This is a genomic window from Methylomonas sp. MgM2 (assembly GCF_054172045.1).
In genome coordinates this window covers 280,880-302,667 of sequence record NZ_JBSYXO010000001.1, presented here as the reverse complement: position 1 = coordinate 302,667, position 21,788 = coordinate 280,880, and the positions used below count along the sequence as shown (strand labels likewise).

Below are 21,788 nucleotides of genomic sequence, written 5' to 3'. Positions count from 1 at the left end.
CGAGGCCGAATGTTGGGTTGATTCTTAATAGTAGTCGTCTCGTAATACCATGATGGCGTCCATTTCCACGCCGACGCCTTTCGGTAAAGCCGCCACTCCGACCGCGGCCCGCGCCGGAAAAGGCGGATTGAAATATTCGGCCATGATTTCGTTGACGATAGGAAAGTGGCTCAGATCGGTCAGAAATACGTTCAGCTTGACGATATCGGCCAGGTCGCCGCCGGCTGCCGCCGCAACCGCCTTCAGATTATCGAAGACCCGGCGAATTTGTATGCCGATATCGCCGTCGACGACTTCCATCGTGCTCGGATCCAGCGGGATTTGGCCCGACAGATACACGGTGTTGTCGACTTTGACGGCTTGTGAGTATGTACCGATGGCCTTGGGAGCCATTTCGGTCGAAATGACGGTTTTTTTGATGCTCATGCTTTGATACGAGTAATTTTTAACACAATGGAAAGTTTTTTCAGTTTACGGATGATATTGGCCAGGTGGACCCGGTCCCGGACCGCCAGGGTCAAAAGATCAACGGAAACCCTTTCGTCCTGACTGACCACGGTAATATTTTCGATGTTGGAATCCATGAAAGAAATCGTCGATGCAATGGTAGCTAAGGAGCCGCGTTGATTTAACAGTTCGATGCGGATCTCGGCAGGAAATTCGCCGCTGGCATCGGGACTCCATTCTACGTCCAGCCAAGTCGTTTGTTTCTTTCTGACTTCATTGCTGTTGCGGCATTCATGATGATGGACCACGATGCCTTTGCCCGGGTTGAAAAATCCGATAATCGGGTCGCCGGGAATCGGATGGCAGCACTTGGCCAAACTAACAACCATGCCTTCCGTTCCCTTGATAATCAGCGGTGTTTTGTTACGCGGCTCTTCCGCGTCGTCAAGCTTTACCGCGGCGTTGATATCCGTCTGGCTGATACGTTTGGCTACCAGAAACGGCATTCGATTACCTAAACCGATGTCTTCGAGTAAATCGTTCAATGAGTGCTTTTTCATGGAATGCAGCACTTGAACGATTCTCGCGCTGTCGACATGGTCTAACGGAATATTCAAGCTGAGCAATTCTTTTTCCAGCAAGCGGCGCCCCAGATTAATGGCCTCTAGTCGGTTGAAGTTTTTAAGATAGGAACGTATGCAGCTTCGAGCTTTAGCCGTGACTACGTAATTCAACCATAACGGATTTGGGCGGGCCCAACTGGCGGTGATCACTTCTACGGTCATGCCGTTTTCCAATTTGGTCTGAAGGGGAACCAGTTTTTTATCTATGCGCGCCGAGATGCAGGCGTTGCCGACGTCGGTATGCACCAAATAAGCGAAATCGACGACGGTGGCGCCGCGCGGAAGCTTGATGATCTTGCCTTTAGGCGTAAAGACAAAGACTTCCTGAGGGAAAAGGTCGACTTTAAGGTTATCGATGAATTCCAGTGAGTCGCCGGCCGATTTTTGGATTTCCAGCAGGTCGCGCAGCCATTCGTTGGCACGCGCGTGGATAGACTCGCTTTTCTCGTTATCGGATTTGTAAAGCCAGTGCGCCGCAATGCCCGATTCGGACAAGCGATGCATTTCATGCGTACGGATCTGAATTTCGACCGGCACCCCGTAAGGACCGATCAATATCGTATGCAAGGATTGATAACCGTTGGCTTTGGGCAGCGCAATATAATCTTTGAAACGGCCGGGGATGGGTTTGTATAGGTTGTGAACGCAGCCGAGCGCGCGATAGCAATCATCGACTTGGTGGCAGTAGATGCGGAACGCAAAGACATCGAAGACGTCGGTAAAGGAAATTTTTTTGGTCAGCATTTTTTTATAAATGCTGGCAATGTTTTTCTCTCTCCCGGCCACCGTGCAATCCATGCCTGTCTCTTTCAAACGGTTTTGGATCGCGTTTTGAATCGTATCGATGATTTCCTTGCGATTGCCGCGCGATTTTTTTACCGCGTTGTTGATGGCGGTATAGCGGTTAGGGTAGAGCGCCTTAAATCCCAATGACTCCAATTGGTGGCGGACGTCGTTCATGCCTAGCCGGTTGGCGATGGGCGCGTAGATTTCCAGGGTTTCCTTGGCGATACGACGTTTTTTATCCACGGGCATGTTGCCCATGGTTTGCATGTTGTGCAAGCGGTCGGCCAGTTTAACGACGATGACTCTTAAATCCTGCGCCATCGCCAGGAACATTTTTCTAACGTTTTCCGCTTGGGCTTCGGCGCGGGAACGGCTATCGATTTGGGAAAGCTTGGTGACGCCGTCCACCAAATCGGCGACTTCTTGCCCGAAACGGTCGGCCAGCTCTTCTTTGGTGACGGGAGTATCTTCAATGACATCGTGCAGGATGGCCGCCATGATTCCGTGGGTATCCATATGCATACCCGCCAATGTGATGGCGACGGAAACCGGATGGCAAATATAGGCTTCGCCGCTTTTACGAAATTGTCCGGAATGAGCCTCTGCGCTTAATCTGTATGCGCGGACGATGTTATCGATATTTTCCTGGTCGAGATAGCCGCTAAGAATTTCGCAGAGCTGGTGAAGGAGTTTCTCTTCCGGATGCTCTACGGCAAGAAAAGGGGGGGACGCAACTATTTCGGCCATTAGAAAAAGTTAGATTTCCAAGTGCGTGTCCGACACGCTGCCGGCGCGATGCAGCAGGTCTATGTTGTCTTCCGTAACGAAGCCGGCAGCAATTTCGCGTAACGCTAAAACGGTATCTTTATCTTTGCCGCGCGGAACAAACTCGTCGGCGCCTTTTTCCAGCTGTCTGGCCCGTTTGCCGGCCAATATAACCAATTTAAAACGGTTATCAACATTTTCTAAACAATCTTCAACGGTAACACGTGCCATTTTTTTAACCTTTTGCAGAATGGATGAGTGAATGAATCAAGGCCGACCATGGCGGCCGGTGTCTATAAGTGACTATTATAATTGAATAATGGCTGTGTTAGCCACTTGCCGCGGAGATGAGGGCTTTAGAATCGACGCAGAATAAAAAGCCCGCATATAGCGGGCTCGTCCTTATTTCTTATTTTTATCATATCGGACGTCTGTCGGCAAAGACAGTTTAGTCAAGCAGTTACTGTTATTGTTATTATTGTTGTGCCTTAGTTACAGGCCGCTTCCCTCCCCTCAAAAACGTTGCTCTGGCTTGATAAAAATCCCTGGCTTTCCGGCCTGTGAAACAGTCTATTTTAAAAAAAATGCGATGTCCATCAAAAAAATTAGGTTTTTTGAAAAATTAGTTTTGCGTCGAAATTAACTTTTTTGAAACAAAAGCTTAACAACTTTATTATTTTCTAATGTTATTTTTCCCTTTTACGTTCGTTTTCCTCGTTCAGAAAAAAATTCAAGCGATCGTCGAGAATGGCTTGTAGTTGGTAATTTAAGTTTTTTTCTTGCTTTGCCAATTGTATCTGCATGATGGCGGGTCGCGTCTGCCCGGCCGCGTAATAATGTTCCGCCATATATCGGTGAGATTCGGCCGGCTGCTTTAAGTCGGCGTAGATTTGAGCCAGAAACTCGTAATAAAAAGGTTGCCGTTTTTTGCTGTCCGCGATAGTGGCGAGAATTTGTTTGGCTTGTTCCGGTTTTTCGTCTTTTAACAGGCAACGGGTGTACTCAATCTTGATGGCATCGTTACTCGGGAAACTTCGCGTGGCTTTATCGAAAAGCTGATTCGCTTTTTGATAGTCGCGGCTTTCCATTGCGGTGCGTGCCAGAGCCGCTAAATATTGTGGCTGTTCCGGATATTGTTCGGTGAGTTGCTGAAAAATGTCAGTTGCTGCGGCATATTCCAAATTTTGTAAATGAACTAAGCCCATGCCGTAACGCGCAACCGCGCGTTGTGTTGCCGTACCCTGATTTTCCAGAGTCTTAAAATGGGTGGTAGCGGTATTTTTATTGTTGGTCTGCACGTACAGCTTGGCTTTTGTCAGCAGATAACCCATTGAGTCGGGGTATTGGCGGTAAGGATAAATTTCCGCGCGGCCGCGCGTGTCCGCGATCCGGTTTTCCGAAACGGGGTGGGTGCGCAAGAATTCGGGTATGCCCTGGCCGTAATAGCGAGTCGACTGTTGCAGGCGTTCGAAGAAGGTCGGCATGCTGCGCGGGTCGAAATTCGATTCCGCCAGTGTCTGCATGCCGACTCGATCGGCTTCTTTTTCGTTATCGCGCGTGAAATCGATTTGAAATTGTACGCTACCGGCTTGCACGGCCATCAATGCGGCTTGGCCCATACTCGGTGATTGCGAACCGATCAAAATAGCGGCCAAAGTAGCTGCGAGAGTAGGGATGGACATCTTTCTAGCCGCTTCGATCTGTCGATAAAGATGGCGTTGGGTAACGTGGCCGATCTCGTGAGCCATGACCGATGCCAGTTCGCTTTCGGCTTCGGTCAACAGAATCAAGCCTGAGTTGACGCCGATATAGCCGCCCGGGCCGGCGAAGGCGTTGATATTGGGGTCCATCACGACAAAGAAGTGAAATGGTGTCGACGGTGTATCGCTGTGGGCCGCTAGTTGGCGGCCTATGGATTCGATATATTCCTGAATTTCAAGGTCTTGACTTATCTCGGCTTGCGAATGCAGATTACGGAAAAACGCCGCTCCCAGTTCCTGTTCCTCTACCGGGGAAATCAATGCGCCGGCCGAATCGCCCATTTCCGGCAACTGTAGTTTTTCTATTTCTATAGCATTCGATGTTGTAATAAGAAGGCTCGAGGCTATCGCTACGGTTAAAGCTTTTAGATTCATGCAAAGTCAGACAATGCTGCGGATGTTTGGTTTCAGGCTACGAGTGGACGAAAAAACCGATAAAGACGAATACGCTGAAATAAAATAAGCCGATTATATGTTAATTACTGTTCGGACTTCGTAAAGTTATGAAATTTGCCATTCAAGTCAATACCAGCCCGTATGCGTCTGATGCCGGCGTGACCGCCTACCGATTTATTCAGGCTGCATTGCAGACGAACCATCAAATACTCCAGGTATTTTTTTACCGGGAGGGCATCTCTCACGGCTTGCGTTATGCGCTGCCTCCCGACGACGAGACAAATCTCACTTCAAGTTGGACGGCATTGGCAAACGATCATGCCGTCGATCTACTCATTTGTATTTCCGCGGCGCAAAGGCGGGGATTATTGTGTCTCGATGAGGCGAAACGGCAGGGCGCGCACGATGACAATCTGGCCGACGGTTTTCGGATAGGCGGCTTGGGCCAGTGGCTGGAGGCCACGCTGAAAGCCGATCGTGTGATCGTGTTTGGGTGAATCGGATGAAAAATTATCTATTTGTCATGCGGCAGCCGCCGAATTTGAATAGCCGCGTGCAAGAGACCTTGGATCAAATGCTGACAACAGCCGCTTTCGATCAAAGCGTCGGCGTGTTGTTTGTCGATGACGGCGTTTATCAGCTAAAACGGGGGCAAGACTCGGAGCATATGACCTTAAAAAATACGGCTGCGATGTTTTTGGCCCTGGAGCTGTACGACATCGGCAACCTTTTTGTGGAAGCCGAATCTTTATTTGATAGGGGCTTGAGTATTGATGATTTAATATTGGCGGTCACCGTTGTGAGGCGGACGGAGCTAAACGATTTGCTAAAAAGGCACGATGTGTTGATTTCCGATTGATGCCTATCGCATCGGCTAGCATTAAAATAAAGCCTTACCGGCTGGAAGAATCGATATGACGGACGAATTTGAAGAGAAACGGCGCTATTTCAGAGTCAACGATAAGATACATTTGCTCCATCGCGCCTTGGGTGAGAACGATCGGGCGGGGCATAGTTACGTATCCGCCGATGTGTTGGGCGACTACGGTGTGACCGCGGCGCTGGATGTGTTGAACCAAGAAGCGGCGGCCTTAACGCCGCGCCTGGAACGACGCGATCCTGAATTACTCGAATATCTCAAAATCATAGAAAGCAAAATCAATCTGCTTACGCAAGCCGTTGCCGGCCAGGATAACAAATTTTCCGGGCATGATAAGCGGGATGTCAATTTAAGCGCATCGGGCCTCGCATTCGGCGATAAACAGGAAATTCCGGTCGGCACCGTATTGGAACTGCGGATGCTGTTAACCTCGTCTCTCGCCGTTGTCGTCGCTTACGGCCGTGTCGTGTCTTGTAAGGACGTTTCCGGGCACAACCCGGAGCATCCTTTCGAGATCTGTGTGGATTACATCAATATGAATGAAGATGATCGGGAGTTGTTGATCAAATATGTCATCAAAAAACAAATGCAACAACTTCGGGAGAAAAAGGAGCGTTAATCCAATAGCCGCCCAACTTAGCGTTTGCCTGCCGTATGAATATGCTGATTTCCGATAATCTTAAGCGCCTGCTGAATTTATTGGGCGATGGCCGGTTTCATTCCGGAACCGATTTGGCCGGCGTATTGGCCGTCAGCCGCACGGCCGTTTGGAAACATTTGCAGGTTTTAGCTCAGTTAGGCGTGGAAGTCGTCGCTGTCAGCGGCAAAGGCTACAAATTGCAGCGCCCGTTGCAGTTGCTGGACAGGCGGCAACTCGACGCTTATCTCGACGAATCGGCCGGCGCCTTGATCTCCCTGCTCGAAATACACGCAGTGATGCCGTCCACCAACGCCTATTTATCCGAAATCGCTTGCCGAACACACGAGTCCGGCAGAGTGTGCCTGGCGGAATATCAAACGGCAGGCAAGGGCAGGCGAGGGCGCTCATGGGTTTCCCCTTTCGGACATAATATTTATCTCTCCGTTCTTTGGCATTATCCCGACGGACCGGCGGCAATCGCCGGTCTGAGTTTGGCTGTAGGCGTTGCCGTCGTAAAAGCCTTGCATCGGATCGGAGCCACGGATGTCGGATTGAAATGGCCGAACGATATTTATTGGCAGGAGCGTAAACTGGGCGGGGTTTTGATCGAGGTGTCCGGCGAAAGCGGCGGGCCGTGCGATGCGGTGATAGGACTCGGTTTGAACCTTTACCTGCCCGAACAGCAGGCGGAAACCATCGATCGGGTTTGGGTCGATCTGGAGCAAATTCTCGGTGAAAGCGTCGCCGGCCGGCGCAATCGTTTGGTTGCGCTTTTATTAAATGAAATGCTGCCGCTAATTGCCGGTTTCGACCAACAAGCCTTACCGAAGGTCGTCAATGAATGGCGCGATTTCGACTGCATGCAAGGGAAGGCCGCGACACTTTTTATCGGCTCCCGGCGCCATGACGGCATAGTCAAAGGTATCACTGACCAAGGCTTGTTGTTGCTGGAAGACGAAAGCGGACAAATTCGCGCCTATGCTTCCGGCGAGGTCAGTTTCAGCGCATCATGAATCTACTGATCGATATCGGCAATTCGCGGCTGAAATGGAGCGTCGAAGACAAGGGTACTTTGATAAAAGCCCGCTGTTCGGATTATCGTCAACCCGATTTCTTAAACAATTTGAGGTCGTGCTGGCAAACGCTCCCGATGCCGGAAAAAATCGCCATTGCATCGGTTTCCGCCAAGTCGGCAACCAGCATCGTCATTGAATGTTGTAAAACGCTGTGGCCGAATGCCGGTATGTTGATAGCGCATAGCGCCGGCGACGCGTTTGGCGTGACAAACGCTTACGGCTCGCCGGAAAAGCTTGGCGTGGACCGTTGGCTGGCATTGATAGCCGCGCGCAGGCATTACGTTGGCGATGTCTGCGTGGTTGATTGCGGTACCGCTATCACGGTAGATGCGCTCCGCTCCGACGGCCGGCATCTCGGCGGCTTGATTTGTCCCGGCTTGGCGACGATGAAAAAAGCGTTGGCATTCGATACGGCCGAGCTGTCGTTCAACACTCAACCTTATCGAACCGGACTGGCGGCGGAAACAAACGCGGCGATCGCTAACGGGGTACTGCAGGCGGCGGTGGGCTTGGTTAGTTACGTCATGCAAAACTTTACCAGCAATTATCTATTGGTTTTAACCGGAGGCGATGCCGAAATCCTGGCCGCAGCGTTAGCGATGCCGGCTGTCGTCGACGTTGATCTGGTATTGAAAGGCTTATCGATTTATTGCTCCGGAGAGCAAGGCGCATGAAACGATTGTTTTTTTTGCTCTGCTTGGCAAATCTGATATTCGCGCTTTGGCATTTCCATATCGGCCGCTTGACTTTCGAAACCGAAAACAGCGTTTCCCCGTCTCCGATATTGTTGGTCTCCGAATACCGGCGCGCCAGGCGCGGAACCGATATTGCCCGGATCGTTGATCAGGACATCGATCGTTGGCGCGCCGACGATATTCGATGGATGCTGGCCGACTTGGAGAAAGAGAAATGGGAATTGAAGCCGGCGCCGTCCCCGGCAGTCAAGAAGGACGATAAACCGGCGAAAACGACGAAAGCGTTCGAGCCGCCAAAGCCCGTCATTCGGGCCGCCGAGAAGAAATGCTTTGAAGCCGGCCCGTTTAGCGACGAGACCGGCGTAAAGGCATGGCTGACCGAAAATGCCTTAAAAGCCAACGAGGTTATTCAAAAAGACATAGACGTTCCAAGCGATTACCAGGTTTATTATCCCGCAGCAAAAACGCCCGAACAGTCGCGCATCAACAAATTGATGCTGAACGCCAAGGGCTTAGAAGATGTTTGGCAGATATCGTCCGGCGACATCAAAGGCAGCTATTCGTTGGGGGTATTCCGGGAAAAGCAGAGAGCCCTTACCTTCAAAAGCCAATTGACCGAAAAGGGCATTAAGGCCGAAATCAGGCAGCGGGAAAAATCGTTACCGCAATGGTTTGCAAGAATTCAATTGGAGCAAGCCAAAACGAAACAATACGTATCGCCCGGCCTTAACCTTACTCCCTGTTCCGCTGATTAAGCGCAGGACTCCGACCTAATCCGGCAGGTCCGATAAACGCTATAGGCGTGGTCGAAAATAATGCTGGTCGAGAGGCCGGGAAGGAGTAAAAAAGCTTCAGCTTTTTTAAGCAAATGCTGAAGCCTTTGCACTCCCCAGGCTGTAACTTCATTTTTACTGCGGGAGGAGCCGAGGACGCGCTTTGCAAGCTACGACCCTGTGGTTGACTGGTGATATTGCGCTAACGAATTCGGGAACTTGTTTATAGCGCAACCCTAAGGCAGTTGCGAAATACCCAAATTGGTCTATCCGGCATAAACTCGATGACAATTCGGGGTCACTACGAGCACAATATGATTCTTTGTCGCTCATGCCGAATCTGCGTTCGTTTTAACCATCCACTCCCATGAAAAAAAAACCGAGACCTTATCTGTTCCGTTCATTCGCAGTCGGTTTGGCGATGCTGATGGTTTTTTTCGTACCGCCGGTATGGGCTGGACAGACGGCCGATGACTTATCGTGCCCGTCTTTCGTCGAAATTCAAGACGAGCTGGCCCAGCGCAAAAACAAGCTGGAAAAGATGCAATGGGGTTTGCGGCAGTTGATCGACGGCAAAGTCGTCACGGACATCGCGTTGAATGCCTTGTTCATGATCGATATTAGCGACAACGAGGCCGTCGCCAAACGCATCATAGACTTACAACGGGAAATCGATGCGACGCAGCCGCAAGATCCCTTTCTGATTTGCGGATCGTCCTTGGATAATCTCCGGTCGGTAACGGACGAGGTCTGGAATTTGCAGCGGACGGTCGCCGAACTACGTTTACAGATTCTCAGTCTGCCGCAAGACAAAAGAAGCAGTATCTTGCGTCCCCAAATCGAGGCGTCGGTTCAGGCCGATACCGTCAAGCAATTGCGGCAGGAGCACCAATCGGCGCTGCAAGAACAAAAAGAAGCCGCCAAATCGTTGGCCCGCGTCGAACAGGCCGTGCTTCAACAAGCTGCCGGAGCGAGTGGCGACCTGGCCACCGAACGGGCCGAGCTGGAACGCATCCGCAGCGAGTTGACCATCCTTCAGGTCAAATGGGTGTCGGATCTGGAACAACAAGCCACTTTTTATAAAGATATCAGCCAAAAACTGGCCCAATTCGCGCGCTCGATATTGCAACCGGAATCGTTGCCGGAGATAAAAGAAGAATACGAAAATGCCGTGCGGATATGGCGCACTTTAGTCGATAAAACCGGCAAAGTGGTTTCGGGGCGTTATGCTTTGGCGTTGCCGAAATTGCCGGATTATCCGCAGAAGCTGCTCGAACAAATGGGCGATACCGCCGAAGCTAGAACCTATGCCAATGCCTATGCCGAGGCAAAAGAATTTCGGGACGGCTTGCAACAGAAAATCGAAAGCCGCCTGCAAGACAGTGTCGATCTGCACTATCGCTTATTGTTGCAAAGCGGTGAAATCCGTTCGCAATTGTTGAATCAGTTGCTGGACCGCGGTGACTTATCGCCGTTGCAACTGTCCAAGGACTGCCTGCTCGACATCCGGCGCGAATTCACCATCGTTCCCTACCGCTGGAGCGCAACCTTCTATCTACGGTCGCTTGAAATTCGGCGGCAATTGCATCAAGGCTGGGAAGGTTTGATGCAAATCGCCTCCAGCCTATTGGCCTTACTGGTGTTTTTATTGATTCCATGGGGGATTTGGATCGCCACCCAGCAACTGAAGCAGCGATTGGATCAATGGCGCCTGGTGTTGGTGACGCAAAGCAGAAAATTCCACTCGGCGCGTTATCTGGCCCTGACCATCCAAAAACTCCTGCCTTATGTGCAATGGCTGGTGATGCTGTTGGCTTTGCAACTCGTTCAACAATTGCTGGCCGTCACGGTATTTTCCGAGCTGGCGATGTTGCTGCCTTACCTACGCTACTACATCTACTATCGCTTGCTGCGGCAGTTGTTTCAATGCGACTTCATCTGGATCAATCGGCAGATTCGGATCGCCAAATTGTGGGATTTGAGGCGTAAAGCCGATAGGGCCGTGAAAAGCTTCGGCTTGACCGTGTTCTTCATTTTCTGCGTATTAGCCTCGATAGAAGGGCTGATACGCCGAGGATTGATTTATCATTTCGCCACCCGAACGCTATTCGTTTTGACCGTAGCGATTGCGATGGTATTCGCTTATCAATGGCGGGGCATCATCGGTGCCGGCCTAATCAAGTTGATTCCCGGCGCGGTCGGGCAAAAAATCGCGCAAGTTTGTAGCGGCCGCTGGGGAATCCTATTTGCGATACCGGCGTTTTGTTTGATTGTTTTGCTGATGTTGCTGCGGCAGGCTACGATCTGGATCGGCCGCTTCGAACTACCCAAGCGTATAGCCGCCGAGATTTTCCGCTACCAACTCGAAAGCGCGCTGGATAGAGGCCGGTTTATCGCGTCATCGCCGCCGCCCGCCGATTACAAATCCGCGTTTTCGCTGATCGGTGCCTTCACTCCCGAGCAATTACTCAGCCCCGCCGAGCTCGGATTGAACGAAATCCATACGCAACTCAAATCGTGGGGCAGCGAAACCGATACCGTTCGCTCGGTGGCCATCGTCGGCCACAAGGGCGGAGGCAAAACCTGTTTGTTGCAATATTTGGAAAAAGCATTCGCGGCCGAACACATCATTCGGATCGCGGTGCCGCCTAAACTCACCAGCCGGGAGCAGGTCTTGCATTTGTTTGCCGGCATTCCGACCTTGCCGTGCGACAGCGAATCGAACTCGAATCATCCCAAGGCCCCGATAGAAGCCAAGACCCTGCTGTTGGTGGACGATGCCCATAATCTGTTTTTGGCCAAGCAAGATGGATTTGTGGGCTTCGATACCTTTTTGGAAATAATCAATCAAGCCAATCCCAAGCTGTATTGGGCAGTGGCCTTCAATGTCTATGCCTGGGCTTACTTGAATAGCGTATATGGCAATCACCAATATTTCGACGCCGTCATCCGTTTGAAACCCTGGTCCGAGCGGGCGATACAAGCATTGATCATGACTGCCCATACCCGTACCGGCTACAGGATTTTCTACGACGACATCATCGAAGCGGCCGGCATTCAAGGCGACAGCGAACATGCCGCTTACATCGAGAATCGTTTTTTCAGCCTGCTGCGGCAGCAATCGCGCGGCAACCCAAGGTTAGCCGTGCATTTGTGGTTAAGCGCACTGCATCAGATCGGCGACAACTCCCTCAGAGTCGGCTTGCCCGACGAACCCGAAATCGCCAAGTTATCCGAGATACCGCAAGACGTATTATTCGTGTTTGCCAGCATCGCCCGCCATGAAAATTTAACGCCGCATCAGGCGGTGTTGACCACCCGCTTACCGGAAGGCGTGGTCAAGCGCGCGATGGAATTCGGGCTGCGCATTAACCTTTTGGACTGCGGGCAGGGGCAAGTCTATCGCTTGGCCGCGCTCTATCAATATCCCTTGTTGAACTACCTTCAAGCCAAACATTGCCTTTATGAATGAACAAGACATTAGCCAGCTGACCAAAGCCGTCGAGCTATTCGAGGTTTGGCGTATCGCGCTGTTATTGGCCGGGATAGGTTTGCTGGTGTTGACCGCCAGTATTCTGAACCGCTTTGCGACCCGCGCCTCGGACGATTTTCCGTCGTATCGCCTGTTGTTTCTACAAATCGTCACGACGATCAACTTCTGTATCTATATCTTCGGCGGCGCATTCTTGATTTACGTGTCGTTAAGCTCGGCCAAGGAACTGCTGCTGGCCTTGGGCGGCGGCGCCGCGGTAGCGATCGGCCTATCGCTGAAAGACTTGGTCGCCTCGCTGGTAGCGGGCTTGACCCTGTTATTCGACCGGCCGTTCCTGGTCGGCGACCGCGTACAGTTCGGCGACGTCTACGGCGAGATCAAAAGCATCGGACTGCGCTCGGTCAAACTCCTGACGCTGGACGACAGCCTGGTGACCATACCGAACGCGCGCTTCATCAGCGACGTGGTGTCGTCCGGCAATGCCGGCGCGCTGGATATGATGATCGTCGTCCCGTTTCATGTCGCATTGGACGCCGACATAGAATTGGCGCGGCGCCTGATTTACGAAATCGTCGTGACCAGCCGCTACGTCTACCTGGCCAAACCCGTCAAGATCGTCGCGTCCGAAGCCGTCATTCCTTTGGGCCTGGCGCTGAAGCTAACCGTCAAAGCCTACGTATTGGACGTCCAGTACGAAAAAGACTTTCAAACCGATGTCGTCGCCCGGGTTGCCGAAGCTTTTGTAAAGCACCAAATCAAACGGCCGGTTTTTGTCGATCCCCGAGACTTTAACCAAGCGGGCTGAAAAATCGATACCGATTCCACGAAACTATGTTCGATTAAATCGAATCGAACGTTCATGAAGATAATAAGGCCTTGAATTGATTGACTGCCAAGACTTGCTTTTCGGTTGCCGGAGCATCTTAATTATGTTGATAAACTGTTTTAAAATGTTTATACAACACATTGAATTTTTGAACTTTATTAAATATGAGCTATGCTGTTAACCGGCATAATTAAAATGCCGATCACCAGTCCACAAGAAATGGAGGTATATCATGGCAGCAACACAAATCGCCACTGCCAAAGCTCTGTCGAATCAGTGGCCGTTACTTTCAAAAATCAACCTGATAACAATGGTCGCCACTACGCTTAACGTATCGTACGAGCAAGCGCAAGCGATATTAGATAAAGCATTGGCTTGAGATTTAGATCGATGCACAGCAGATGCTAAATATTTGCTGTGCATTTCTTAAATTGTGTTTTGCGCGTAATTTGTTTACGATCAGATTTCACTCGACCACTTGCCAAGCTATTAGCTCTCTCAATCGCATGAATGTACTGAAGACATTCGACTTTGGACAGTAGGACAGAATCATGCGCTAAGCGATTGCGTTTTTCTCGCCCCTCCGCTATAAGGTTATAGTCCTGCCAAGAAATTGCAGTTACCGACGCCTCCATCTTCTTACCAAGCATCCATGATCTACATGTAAATACACCTTGCTGGATGATTTCGCTGAGAACACCGTCCAAGACTGAATAGGCAAGAAGGAAGGGTAAGTTATGGAAGCTATTTGGTGCCGCAGGATAAATAAAATTGATCCCCGGGATTGAGTAGTTATCTGGAATTCTTGCCATTTTTCGGATTTCATCCCAAAGAGATTGAAATTCGTTCTTAATTTCTTGGTCCGCAATCAATATATTTTTCCTCGTGAGCCGTTGTCGTTTGCCTTGGTAAAAAAGCATACGGGTCGGACCGAATAGCAAGCCTGTCCGTATATTTCTGGTCTCCCATGCGGCATGGCCACGCGTTGCTATGCCGCGATTCACGGAGAGCAATAAAGTCTTTACACCATTTCGGCGCTTTATCCAGGTGGGCGTGTCATGCCTCGCTATGAAATGATTCTGGGTAACTCAAAAGCTTGGTCAAAATAACCTACTTGCTTACGCTGCGAAACCTTGGAAACGAAGCGCCAGCGAGTGAAGGTTGAGTAGTCCCTGGAAGCCGTAGCGCCGGGCGGTTTTTCGACTAGAAAAACTGCAAGGCATCGCGGAACGGCGTCGAGTCATGCGAGAGCCAAGGCTTTGATCCCCTTGCTGGGTCAAAGCCGAGGTGACGCGGACGGCCAGGGCCGCCGCAGGCAATCACGTGGCGGTGTAGGCGCGATTGCTAGCCAGGGATGGCTAGCAATCTTTCCCGCCGGAAGCCGACACTCTCCGGTTTCATGGAAGCGAACGCCGCGGTCGCGGCGATCATGATGACGGCCAGCTTGACGCTAACAGCCTGAGATCAATACAAGTCCACCGGATCGACGTCCAAAGACCAGCGCACCTTGCTCGCCTCTTTTAGTTTTGCGATTTCCGGCAATACGGCATCCAACAGTCGATGCAGATCTTTTCGATCCGGACTTTGCAATAACAACTGAAAACGGAATTGGCCGGCTCTGCGAGTCATCGGAGCGGGAACCGGACCAAACACTTTGGTTTTGCCGGAATTGAATTGGCCGATCAGTTGAACGGCGGCTTTCAAAAACTGTTGCGGCGGTTGCGCATTACCGGCGTGTGCCCGGAACAGAGCCTGATGACTGTATGGCGGCAGGCCCGCTTGTTTGCGCTCCTGCAAAGCGGTTTCGGCAAAAGCCTGATAGCCCTTCTCTATCAATGTCGTCAGCAAGGGATGCTGAGGCTGACGGGTTTGCAAAACGACCCTGCCGGGTTTATTGGCGCGGCCGGCGCGGCCGGCTACCTGAATTATCATCTGTGCCAGTTTCTCGCCTGCATGAAAATCCACACTGAACAAACCGCTGTCGATGTCCAGGATCGCCACCAACGTCACATCCGGAAAATGATGACCTTTGGCCAACATCTGCGTACCTAAAATGATATCGGCATGACCGCTGTGAATCTGTTCCAGATAGGCTTCCAACGTGCCTTTACGCTGCGTAGTATCCTTATCCAACCGGATAACGTTTTTTCCGGGAAACAAATCAGTTAAGGAATGCTCAATACGCTCCGTGCCCATGCCCAGAGGTTGTAGCTCGCCTACATTGCAGGCCGGGCACTGCTTGATCAAGCTTTGCTCGAAACCGCAATGATGGCAACGCAAGCGGCGCTCGCCGACATGAATCACCATATTCGCATCGCAACGAATGCAGCGTGATACCCAGCCGCAGCCGTGACAAATCAGAACAGGCGCAAATCCTCGCCGATTCAGGAATAACAAAATCTGATGGCCCCGGTCCAAGGTCGCACGAATACCGGCAATCAATGGAGCGGACAATCCGGCTTTCAATGGCTTGTTACGGATATCCAACAGCTGGAATTCCGGTTCGATGGCATTGCCGGCCCGCGCTGAAAGTTGCAACAAACGGTAGCGCTGCCGCTTGACATTGAATAAACTTTCCAACGAAGGTGTCGCCGAACCCAATAGCACCGGAATATTCAACATCTTGGCTCGGGCGATAGCCACGTCCCTTGCCGAAAAGCGAAAGCCTTCTTGCTGTTTGAAAGAGCTGTCGTGTTCCTCGTCCAGAATGATCAAACCGGGCCGTTGCATCGGCGTGAATAGGGATGATCGCGTACCGAGCATGATCGCGGCATCGCCCTTTTGCATACTCAGCCAGGCATGCATACGCTGACTCTCGTTCAGTTTGGAATGAAAACAGACGATAGGCACGGCAAAGCGCAGCCGGAAACGCCGCTCCAGCTGCGGAGTCAAGGTGATTTCAGGCAGCAATACCAACACCTGCAAACGTCGCTCCAGTGCGTGAGCGATAATCTGCATATAAACCTCGGTCTTTCCACTCCCGGTAACCCCTTGCAGCAGCGATACCGAGAATTTGCCCAGTTCCGCAACAACCGCCTCGATAGCTTGCCGCTGCTGCGGGCTAGGCGACAGTGCCGATTGGTTTTGGATGGCGTTACTCGCGACCGGCTCAGGTTCCTGCTGCCGAACCAAGCCCTTATTCAATAAGATTTTCAACGCCGGTTTGTGTTCGGTCAGCTGGTGATCGGCCAGGGTCTGATTCTGGCTTTGCAGCAGCTTCAGCAGCGCTTTTTGTTTGGGTGCGCGCGCGAGATGGTCTAAATCGGCCTGCCGGCCTTGTTCAGTCAGGCCGTAACATAACTCGCGTTGCAAATTGGCCGGCTTTCCTTTGCGCAAGGCTACCGGAAACGCTGTGGTAACGACTTCACCGATCGCATGATGATAATAACGGCTAACCCAATGCAACAGCGTTAAATCGACAGGTGACAGCAAAGGCTGTAGGTCGAGCAACTTGCCGGCTGATTTTATACGCTCCGGTTCGATACTTCCGGCATCGGCATCCACGATGTCCAGCACCACGCCGATTTTCGTGCTCTTGCCGAAAGGCACCGATATCCGCATGCCGGGTTTGATTGCTTGGATATCGGCCTGCTGCGGCGGCCAATAATCGAACACGCGGTCCAATGGGACAGGAATCGCAACTTGCAAAATTGTATTTGAGAAAGCACTGCGCTTAGCCATATTTGACGAGGTAGTTTTAATGTTAAAGCCCTAAGTAGTTATGGCTATTATAGGAATTGGAGTTATCCACCAAAGCTGTGGATAACTCTGTGGATTAAGATGGAATAAACGCGCTTAGTATTGGTTTTTATTACAAATTTGTTAATTTGACCTATTTTCGATCAAAACCATTTATTTAATAATATCAATAAGTTAGCCAGGAAAATTGAGCTATGTTAAAAATCGCGGCGGATTATTAACGTTGGCCGATACGTCGTAATCCAATTTGTGAATAACGTTAAATGAGATACATCGATCCGATACTTATCTTTCTATGTTATGTACCCTTCGATACGATAACGACAACCGCAACAAAGTGTTGCCCCTCGGTACGGATGACGGCTTATTGAAGCGCGTTCTCATGCAACTTCTTAATCCAGATCGTCGCCAAACTAAAGGCCGCCAACATCAGGAATGCAACCAGTGTCCACGCCGGCAAGGACAGGCCCAGGAAAACGCCTTCTATTTCCGCGCACTCGCCGGTACCGCTCAACATTAGTTTTATCGTATCGGTCAAAGGAAAATGCTTAAACACATATTCCAGTCCGGGACCGCACTCCGGGACCTGATCCGGCGGCAAATGTTGCAGCCAAACATGACGAGTCGATACCCCGGCGCCGATTAGCGCGGACACGGCGCCACCGATGGCGTACGCTTTATGCGCCCGGTTGTGGATAGCCGCCAACAAAAAGACGGTGCCGGTGGCCAGAATCGCCAGTCGTTGAGAAATGCATAGCGGACAAGGCTCCATTTCCTCTACAAACTGCAAATAGGCGCCGAAAGCCAGCATGCCGCAACAACCCAAAAAACCCAGAAAAAACCAACTGCGCGGACTAAATATCGCAAAATTCATTGTTTACATCCTTTTTAAAAGCTCTTATTTCCCGTGAAGGACCTAAAATAACCAAGGTATCGCCCGGATTAAGTTTTCTATCCGGCTCCTCGGCGACAAAATACATTCGATCGCTCATTTGCGGATTAATGATACCGATCAAAATCAAATTATAATGGGTATCGATTTCCAACCGGCTGATATGTACATCTTGTAAAAAACTGGTTTCGGGTACCACCACTTCAGCCAAGTTCAGATCATGCCGGCCGAATACGGTATGATCGAACAAATCCGTAATATCAGGCCGTTTTAGCATATCGTGAATCTTGCGTCCGCAAATCTGGTACGGGTCTATAATCTTATTGGCGCCGGCCGCCAATAGCTTTTCCGCGGCTTCAGGGTTTTCGATGATGGCAATGATTTGTAAATCCTTATCCAGCGCTCGCGCCGACAGGGTTAAAAACACATTCTCGGAGTCTTCATCCAAACAGCAAAACAGCGTATCGATAGTACTGCCTATTCCGATGCCTTTTAGATCCTCATCGCTGCGAAACTCGATCATCGCTGCGTTAATGCCTTTTTCCAGCGCTATTTCAATGTTGGCCGATTTATAGTCGAATACCATAATCATATGGTCTTCAGTGTCTATTCGGCTGATGGCCTCGTAAGATAAGCGGTTATAGCCGAATACTGCGATATTTTTCATCTACTAGCCTTTCAACAGCCGCTGCCGCTCTACTTGATTACGGAAATGTTCGATACCGTATTTTCTACCTAATATCACTAAAATATCTCCGTGATGCAATATAAAATTTGCTTCCGGGTTGAAGTAAAAGTGCTGCTGCTTAACCCGATATTTGTTCTTATGTTTTAAATGGACGGTATTGGCACTAATGACGCCTAGCAAGGTCAGTTTATGCTGTTGTAAGTCGAGCTGCTCAATTTTCTGGCTATCCAACGGCGAACTTTCCCTGACCAACACCGTTTCCATAATAATATCGCTCTGTTCGCGCAATATGCCGGAAATGGCTTCGAATGCGACAGGTTGTCCTAAAAATTCCGCCGCAAGCAGTCCGGCAACTTCAAACGGCAAAATAACGTTATTCGCTCCCGCCTGATATAATTTATCGACGTTTTCATGCCGGTTTGCCCGGGAAATGATCTTAATATCTTTATTCAAATACCGGCTGGTCAATGTGATATAAACATTAACAACGTCGTCGCCGGTAATACACAATATCGCTCTAGCTCCGCGATTTATGCCCGCCATTATCAATACATCATTGCGGCTTGCATCGTTCAGAATTGCCAAACATTTTCTTTTTCTAGCCAGATTAACATTTCCCTCATCCCTATCGATAATGACGAATTTTTCTCCATCCTTGTGCAACTGCTCCGCAATTTCCTGTCCGACACGGCCAAACCCGCAAATAATAATAAACGATTTATAAGCTTCCAGGTCCGCGTTCATTTTATTTTCGCGTAACTCAGGCATTTTTTCGTTAAACGCCGAGATCAAAATTGACGTGAAAAAGGCCACAATGCCGACACTAGTGAAAATTAATATCATCGCCACAGTGCGGCCGGCGGCGGTATGCGGGGTAATATCGCCGTAACCTACGGTCGCCAAAGTGACGATAGACCAATAAAATGCTTCGAACAAATTATGGATATCGGTTCCTGATTCCGGATATTCGAATATATAAACGGATACGCTGGCAATAAATAGGAAAAATCCCGTAAAAACCAAAAGAGTTAATAATTCGTAGCGCTTGCTGGCTAGGATTTCGGCGAACAGCTTGATGCTGTTCGAATAACGAACCAATTTGAATAATCTAAATATTAAAAAGATGCGTAAAATACGCAAAGGCCGGTAGCTGGGAAGAATGGCCAGTAAATCAATAATGGCATAAGGCGAGATTATATACTCTATTTTTTTAGCCAATGCCTTATTCAAGGCGCGTATTAAGTTGAATTTTATATTTAGATAAAGCGCTCTTTCGTACTCTTCGATAATAATGTTATGCGTATCTGAAAAAATCCACAACCTAAGTAAATATTCGCATGCAAATATAATCAGAATACCAATTTCGGCATATCCGCCCATTATACTGGAGTCATGTTCGACATCGTAAAATAGTAAAAATATGCTGGATATGATCAAAGCGATCATCAGCATATCGAAATAAGATTTTAATTTACCACTCTCGTCTTCCAATAAATGCCAAAAAAAATGTTTACATTCGTTATATGCATTGCATGATTTTAGATAATAGGAAAAATAAACAATAAATCTACTCAACATGCCGCTTATTTCTTAAATTCAATGACTTTATTAAGCGGGCTCAAATTAAGCTCGTCCACCGCGCAAAAAGGACCTGCAGTCAATATATAGACGACGGCATCCGCCACGTCGTCGGCTTGCAGGACTTGCTCCGGCTGACGGCCCGGTATAAAGTTCAGCGCTTCGAAAAAGGCCGTGTCGACCATACCCGGATTGACCAACGAGACCCTCACCCCCGTTTTTCCGCATTCATCCCTTAGCGCTTGGGTAAAACCGCGCAAGGCGAATTTACTTGCGCAATAGATGCTGCCGTTACGACTGCCTTTTAAGGCGGCTTCCGATCCGATGTATATCAAGTTACTATGCGGCTTTTTTTTGAGGTTGGACAATAAAGCCCGGGTTAACAAGGCTTGTGCGGTGAAATTCACTGTGATTTGTTGCTGTATCTGGGAAAAAGACCACTGCTCTAAAGAGCCGAATTGGCCGTAGCCGGCCGCAAATATCACCGCATCGAGTTCGGGAAAATCCTTTTGCAGTCGCTTGGCAACAAACGCAATATCGTTTAAGCGCGATAAGTCGAGTTCGATTGGGATGAAGGCAGGATGCGTTTTCTCGAACCGGCGGGTATCTCGGGACGATCCGATTACAACATGGTTTTGTTTTAACAAGCTTCTGGCGATTGCCCTGCCTATGCCGGAACTCGCTCCAGTGACCAGTACCGTTCTTTTTATCGCGCGCACGGGAAAAACCGCTCTTTCGAGATATATTGCAGCAACATTTCACTGCAATCGGCCATCATAGCCTGCTCAAGATCGCCGCGATAAGACACCATACCCGACCCTGTTTCCAATGGACCGGCGAGTAATCTCTCCTCCGGATACAACTTATGGATTTTTTTGAAGAAATGCTCGGGTAAACGGAATACTCCTAAACTGACGGAATGCAGGGTATCAGGGTCTATGCGGGAGAATACCTGTTCGAATAAGACTCGATATTGCTTTCGGTAATCATGTTGATAAATCAAGGGATCGAAACGCAAGCCTATCGGCCACCCTTGTTGCTGCAACTTGGCTATCGACTCGATCCGCTTAGCCGTCGAAGGCGCCTTCGCTTCCACTTTGGCCGCCACTGTTTCCGGTGACAAGCTGAACGCCACCACACATTGCGGTAACGGGGCGCGCTGAAGTAATCCTCTGATCTGAGTGCTTTTAGTCCGTAATTCCAATCTGGCATTGGGTAGTTCGGCGAAGAACGGCAAAAAAGTCTCGGCAAATCCGGTCACCGGCTCGAAAGCCAAACTGTCGCAGTCATAACCGGAAAAAAAATAAACCGGCTCTTCCGGCGTTTGCCGGCAGATGTCGCGTATCGGTTGAAAAAAATCTTCGTAATTTACGAACAAGACATAATTGGCCGACTGGTACATGCCCTGTAAAAAACAATAGCGGCAGTCATATAAACAGTTAAGCATGTGCGAAAAATAAAAATTCCGTTGACCGCCAATTCCGTAACCGGCCGGGGCCGGCAAAACGAACTTTTGGTGCTTGCGGGCCAATATCATGGCAGGGCGCCGCTTTTGTAAACGAAAATTTTGTGCCTTCGGGTTAAACACTTCACCGAAACGCTCACATTCGACGACGCGCGCATGGGAAAAACGCCGACGTATGCTCGATACCCGAGGATGCCCGGATATCGCTGATTCGATGTACAGCGTGTCTATCATGCAACAAAAACAATGGCTGATTTCATAAGAAGCATTATAAATGACGATAGGTTGGAATGCCTGTTGCTGATA

General features: G+C 49.8%; 20 protein-coding genes. 9 read left to right on the top strand and 11 right to left on the bottom strand.

From position 1 onward, the window contains the following. Positions 1 to 24: 24 nt before the first annotated feature. The 4 genes from ACW73I_RS01385 to ACW73I_RS01370 all read right to left on the bottom strand — a co-directional run bounded on the left by ACW73I_RS01385 (position 25) and on the right by ACW73I_RS01370 (position 4,756). The gene (locus ACW73I_RS01385) at positions 25 to 426 is read right to left on the bottom strand and encodes a RidA family protein (RefSeq protein ID WP_458027402.1); all 402 of its coding nucleotides are present in this window, start codon (positions 424 to 426) and stop codon (positions 25 to 27) included. Beyond that, the gene (locus tag ACW73I_RS01380; RefSeq protein ID WP_458027401.1) at positions 423 to 2,603 is read right to left on the bottom strand and encodes a RelA/SpoT family protein; all 2,181 of its coding nucleotides are present in this window, start codon (positions 2,601 to 2,603) and stop codon (positions 423 to 425) included. The genes ACW73I_RS01385 and ACW73I_RS01380 overlap by 4 nt, the downstream gene beginning before the upstream one ends. Before the next feature lie 9 nt (positions 2,604 to 2,612). Next, positions 2,613 to 2,852: a DNA-directed RNA polymerase subunit omega gene (gene rpoZ / locus ACW73I_RS01375; protein ID WP_458027400.1), complete on the bottom strand. Its 240-nt coding sequence runs from the start codon at positions 2,850 to 2,852 to the stop codon at positions 2,613 to 2,615. A 455-nt stretch (positions 2,853 to 3,307) separates the two neighbouring features. After that, positions 3,308 to 4,756, bottom strand: coding sequence for a M48 family metalloprotease (locus ACW73I_RS01370; protein ID WP_458027399.1), 1,449 nt, complete (start codon positions 4,754 to 4,756; stop codon positions 3,308 to 3,310). A gap of 128 nt (positions 4,757 to 4,884) precedes the next feature. Between ACW73I_RS01370 and tusD the strand changes: the two genes are divergently transcribed. From tusD to ACW73I_RS01325, 9 genes are all read left to right on the top strand, one after another. After that, complete coding sequence (tusD, locus tag ACW73I_RS01365; protein WP_458027398.1) at positions 4,885 to 5,274, top strand: sulfurtransferase complex subunit TusD; 390 nt, start codon at positions 4,885 to 4,887, stop codon at positions 5,272 to 5,274. A gap of 5 nt (positions 5,275 to 5,279) precedes the next feature. Beyond that, entirely contained in the window at positions 5,280 to 5,636 is a 357-nt protein-coding gene (gene tusC / locus ACW73I_RS01360; protein WP_458027397.1) for a sulfurtransferase complex subunit TusC, read from the top strand. A 55-nt stretch (positions 5,637 to 5,691) separates the two neighbouring features. Continuing rightward, the gene (locus tag ACW73I_RS01355) at positions 5,692 to 6,276 is read left to right on the top strand and encodes a PilZ domain-containing protein (RefSeq protein ID WP_458027396.1); all 585 of its coding nucleotides are present in this window, start codon (positions 5,692 to 5,694) and stop codon (positions 6,274 to 6,276) included. A 41-nt stretch (positions 6,277 to 6,317) separates the two neighbouring features. Beyond that, a complete protein-coding gene (birA, locus tag ACW73I_RS01350) occupies positions 6,318 to 7,310 on the top strand; it encodes a bifunctional biotin--[acetyl-CoA-carboxylase] ligase/biotin operon repressor BirA (RefSeq protein WP_458027395.1) in 993 nt (330 codons plus the stop codon). After that, positions 7,307 to 8,047 carry a type III pantothenate kinase gene (locus ACW73I_RS01345; protein ID WP_458027394.1) on the top strand — a complete coding sequence of 247 codons (741 nt, stop codon included), beginning with the start codon at positions 7,307 to 7,309 and terminating at the stop codon, positions 8,045 to 8,047. The genes birA and ACW73I_RS01345 overlap by 4 nt, the downstream gene beginning before the upstream one ends. After that, positions 8,044 to 8,823 (top strand): hypothetical protein, encoded by a 780-nt coding sequence (locus tag ACW73I_RS01340; RefSeq protein ID WP_458027392.1) that lies wholly within the window; start codon positions 8,044 to 8,046, stop codon positions 8,821 to 8,823. Before ACW73I_RS01345 ends, ACW73I_RS01340 begins: the two co-directional genes overlap by 4 nt. Before the next feature lie 385 nt (positions 8,824 to 9,208). Next, positions 9,209 to 12,313 (top strand): hypothetical protein, encoded by a 3,105-nt coding sequence (locus tag ACW73I_RS01335; RefSeq protein WP_458027391.1) that lies wholly within the window; start codon positions 9,209 to 9,211, stop codon positions 12,311 to 12,313. Continuing rightward, the gene (locus ACW73I_RS01330; protein WP_458027390.1) at positions 12,306 to 13,139 is read left to right on the top strand and encodes a mechanosensitive ion channel family protein; all 834 of its coding nucleotides are present in this window, start codon (positions 12,306 to 12,308) and stop codon (positions 13,137 to 13,139) included. Before ACW73I_RS01335 ends, ACW73I_RS01330 begins: the two co-directional genes overlap by 8 nt. 253 nt (positions 13,140 to 13,392) lie before the next feature. Next, positions 13,393 to 13,539, top strand: coding sequence for a hypothetical protein (locus ACW73I_RS01325; RefSeq protein ID WP_458027389.1), 147 nt, complete (start codon positions 13,393 to 13,395; stop codon positions 13,537 to 13,539). Positions 13,540 to 13,564: 25 nt separating this feature from the next. Here ACW73I_RS01325 and ACW73I_RS01320 read toward each other — a convergent pair whose 3' ends face one another. The 7 genes from ACW73I_RS01320 to ACW73I_RS01290 all read right to left on the bottom strand — a co-directional run bounded on the left by ACW73I_RS01320 (position 13,565) and on the right by ACW73I_RS01290 (position 21,716). Then, positions 13,565 to 14,032: a hypothetical protein gene (locus tag ACW73I_RS01320; RefSeq protein ID WP_458027388.1), complete on the bottom strand. Its 468-nt coding sequence runs from the start codon at positions 14,030 to 14,032 to the stop codon at positions 13,565 to 13,567. 592 nt (positions 14,033 to 14,624) lie between these two features. Next, complete coding sequence (locus tag ACW73I_RS01315) at positions 14,625 to 16,841, bottom strand: primosomal protein N' (protein ID WP_458027387.1); 2,217 nt, start codon at positions 16,839 to 16,841, stop codon at positions 14,625 to 14,627. 382 nt (positions 16,842 to 17,223) lie between these two features. Beyond that, the gene (locus ACW73I_RS01310; RefSeq protein WP_458027386.1) at positions 17,224 to 17,733 is read right to left on the bottom strand and encodes a disulfide bond formation protein B; all 510 of its coding nucleotides are present in this window, start codon (positions 17,731 to 17,733) and stop codon (positions 17,224 to 17,226) included. Beyond that, the gene (locus tag ACW73I_RS01305; protein WP_458027385.1) at positions 17,714 to 18,418 is read right to left on the bottom strand and encodes a potassium channel family protein; all 705 of its coding nucleotides are present in this window, start codon (positions 18,416 to 18,418) and stop codon (positions 17,714 to 17,716) included. The genes ACW73I_RS01310 and ACW73I_RS01305 overlap by 20 nt, the downstream gene beginning before the upstream one ends. Positions 18,419 to 18,421: 3 nt before the next feature. Continuing rightward, positions 18,422 to 20,017, bottom strand: a complete 1,596-nt coding sequence (locus tag ACW73I_RS01300) for an NAD-binding protein (RefSeq protein ID WP_458027384.1) — start codon at positions 20,015 to 20,017, stop codon at positions 18,422 to 18,424. A 5-nt stretch (positions 20,018 to 20,022) separates the two neighbouring features. Then, positions 20,023 to 20,736: an SDR family oxidoreductase gene (locus ACW73I_RS01295; protein ID WP_458027383.1), complete on the bottom strand. Its 714-nt coding sequence runs from the start codon at positions 20,734 to 20,736 to the stop codon at positions 20,023 to 20,025. Then, a complete protein-coding gene (locus ACW73I_RS01290; protein ID WP_458027382.1) occupies positions 20,724 to 21,716 on the bottom strand; it encodes a spore photoproduct lyase family protein in 993 nt (330 codons plus the stop codon). The genes ACW73I_RS01295 and ACW73I_RS01290 overlap by 13 nt, the downstream gene beginning before the upstream one ends. Positions 21,717 to 21,788: the final 72 nt, after the last annotated feature.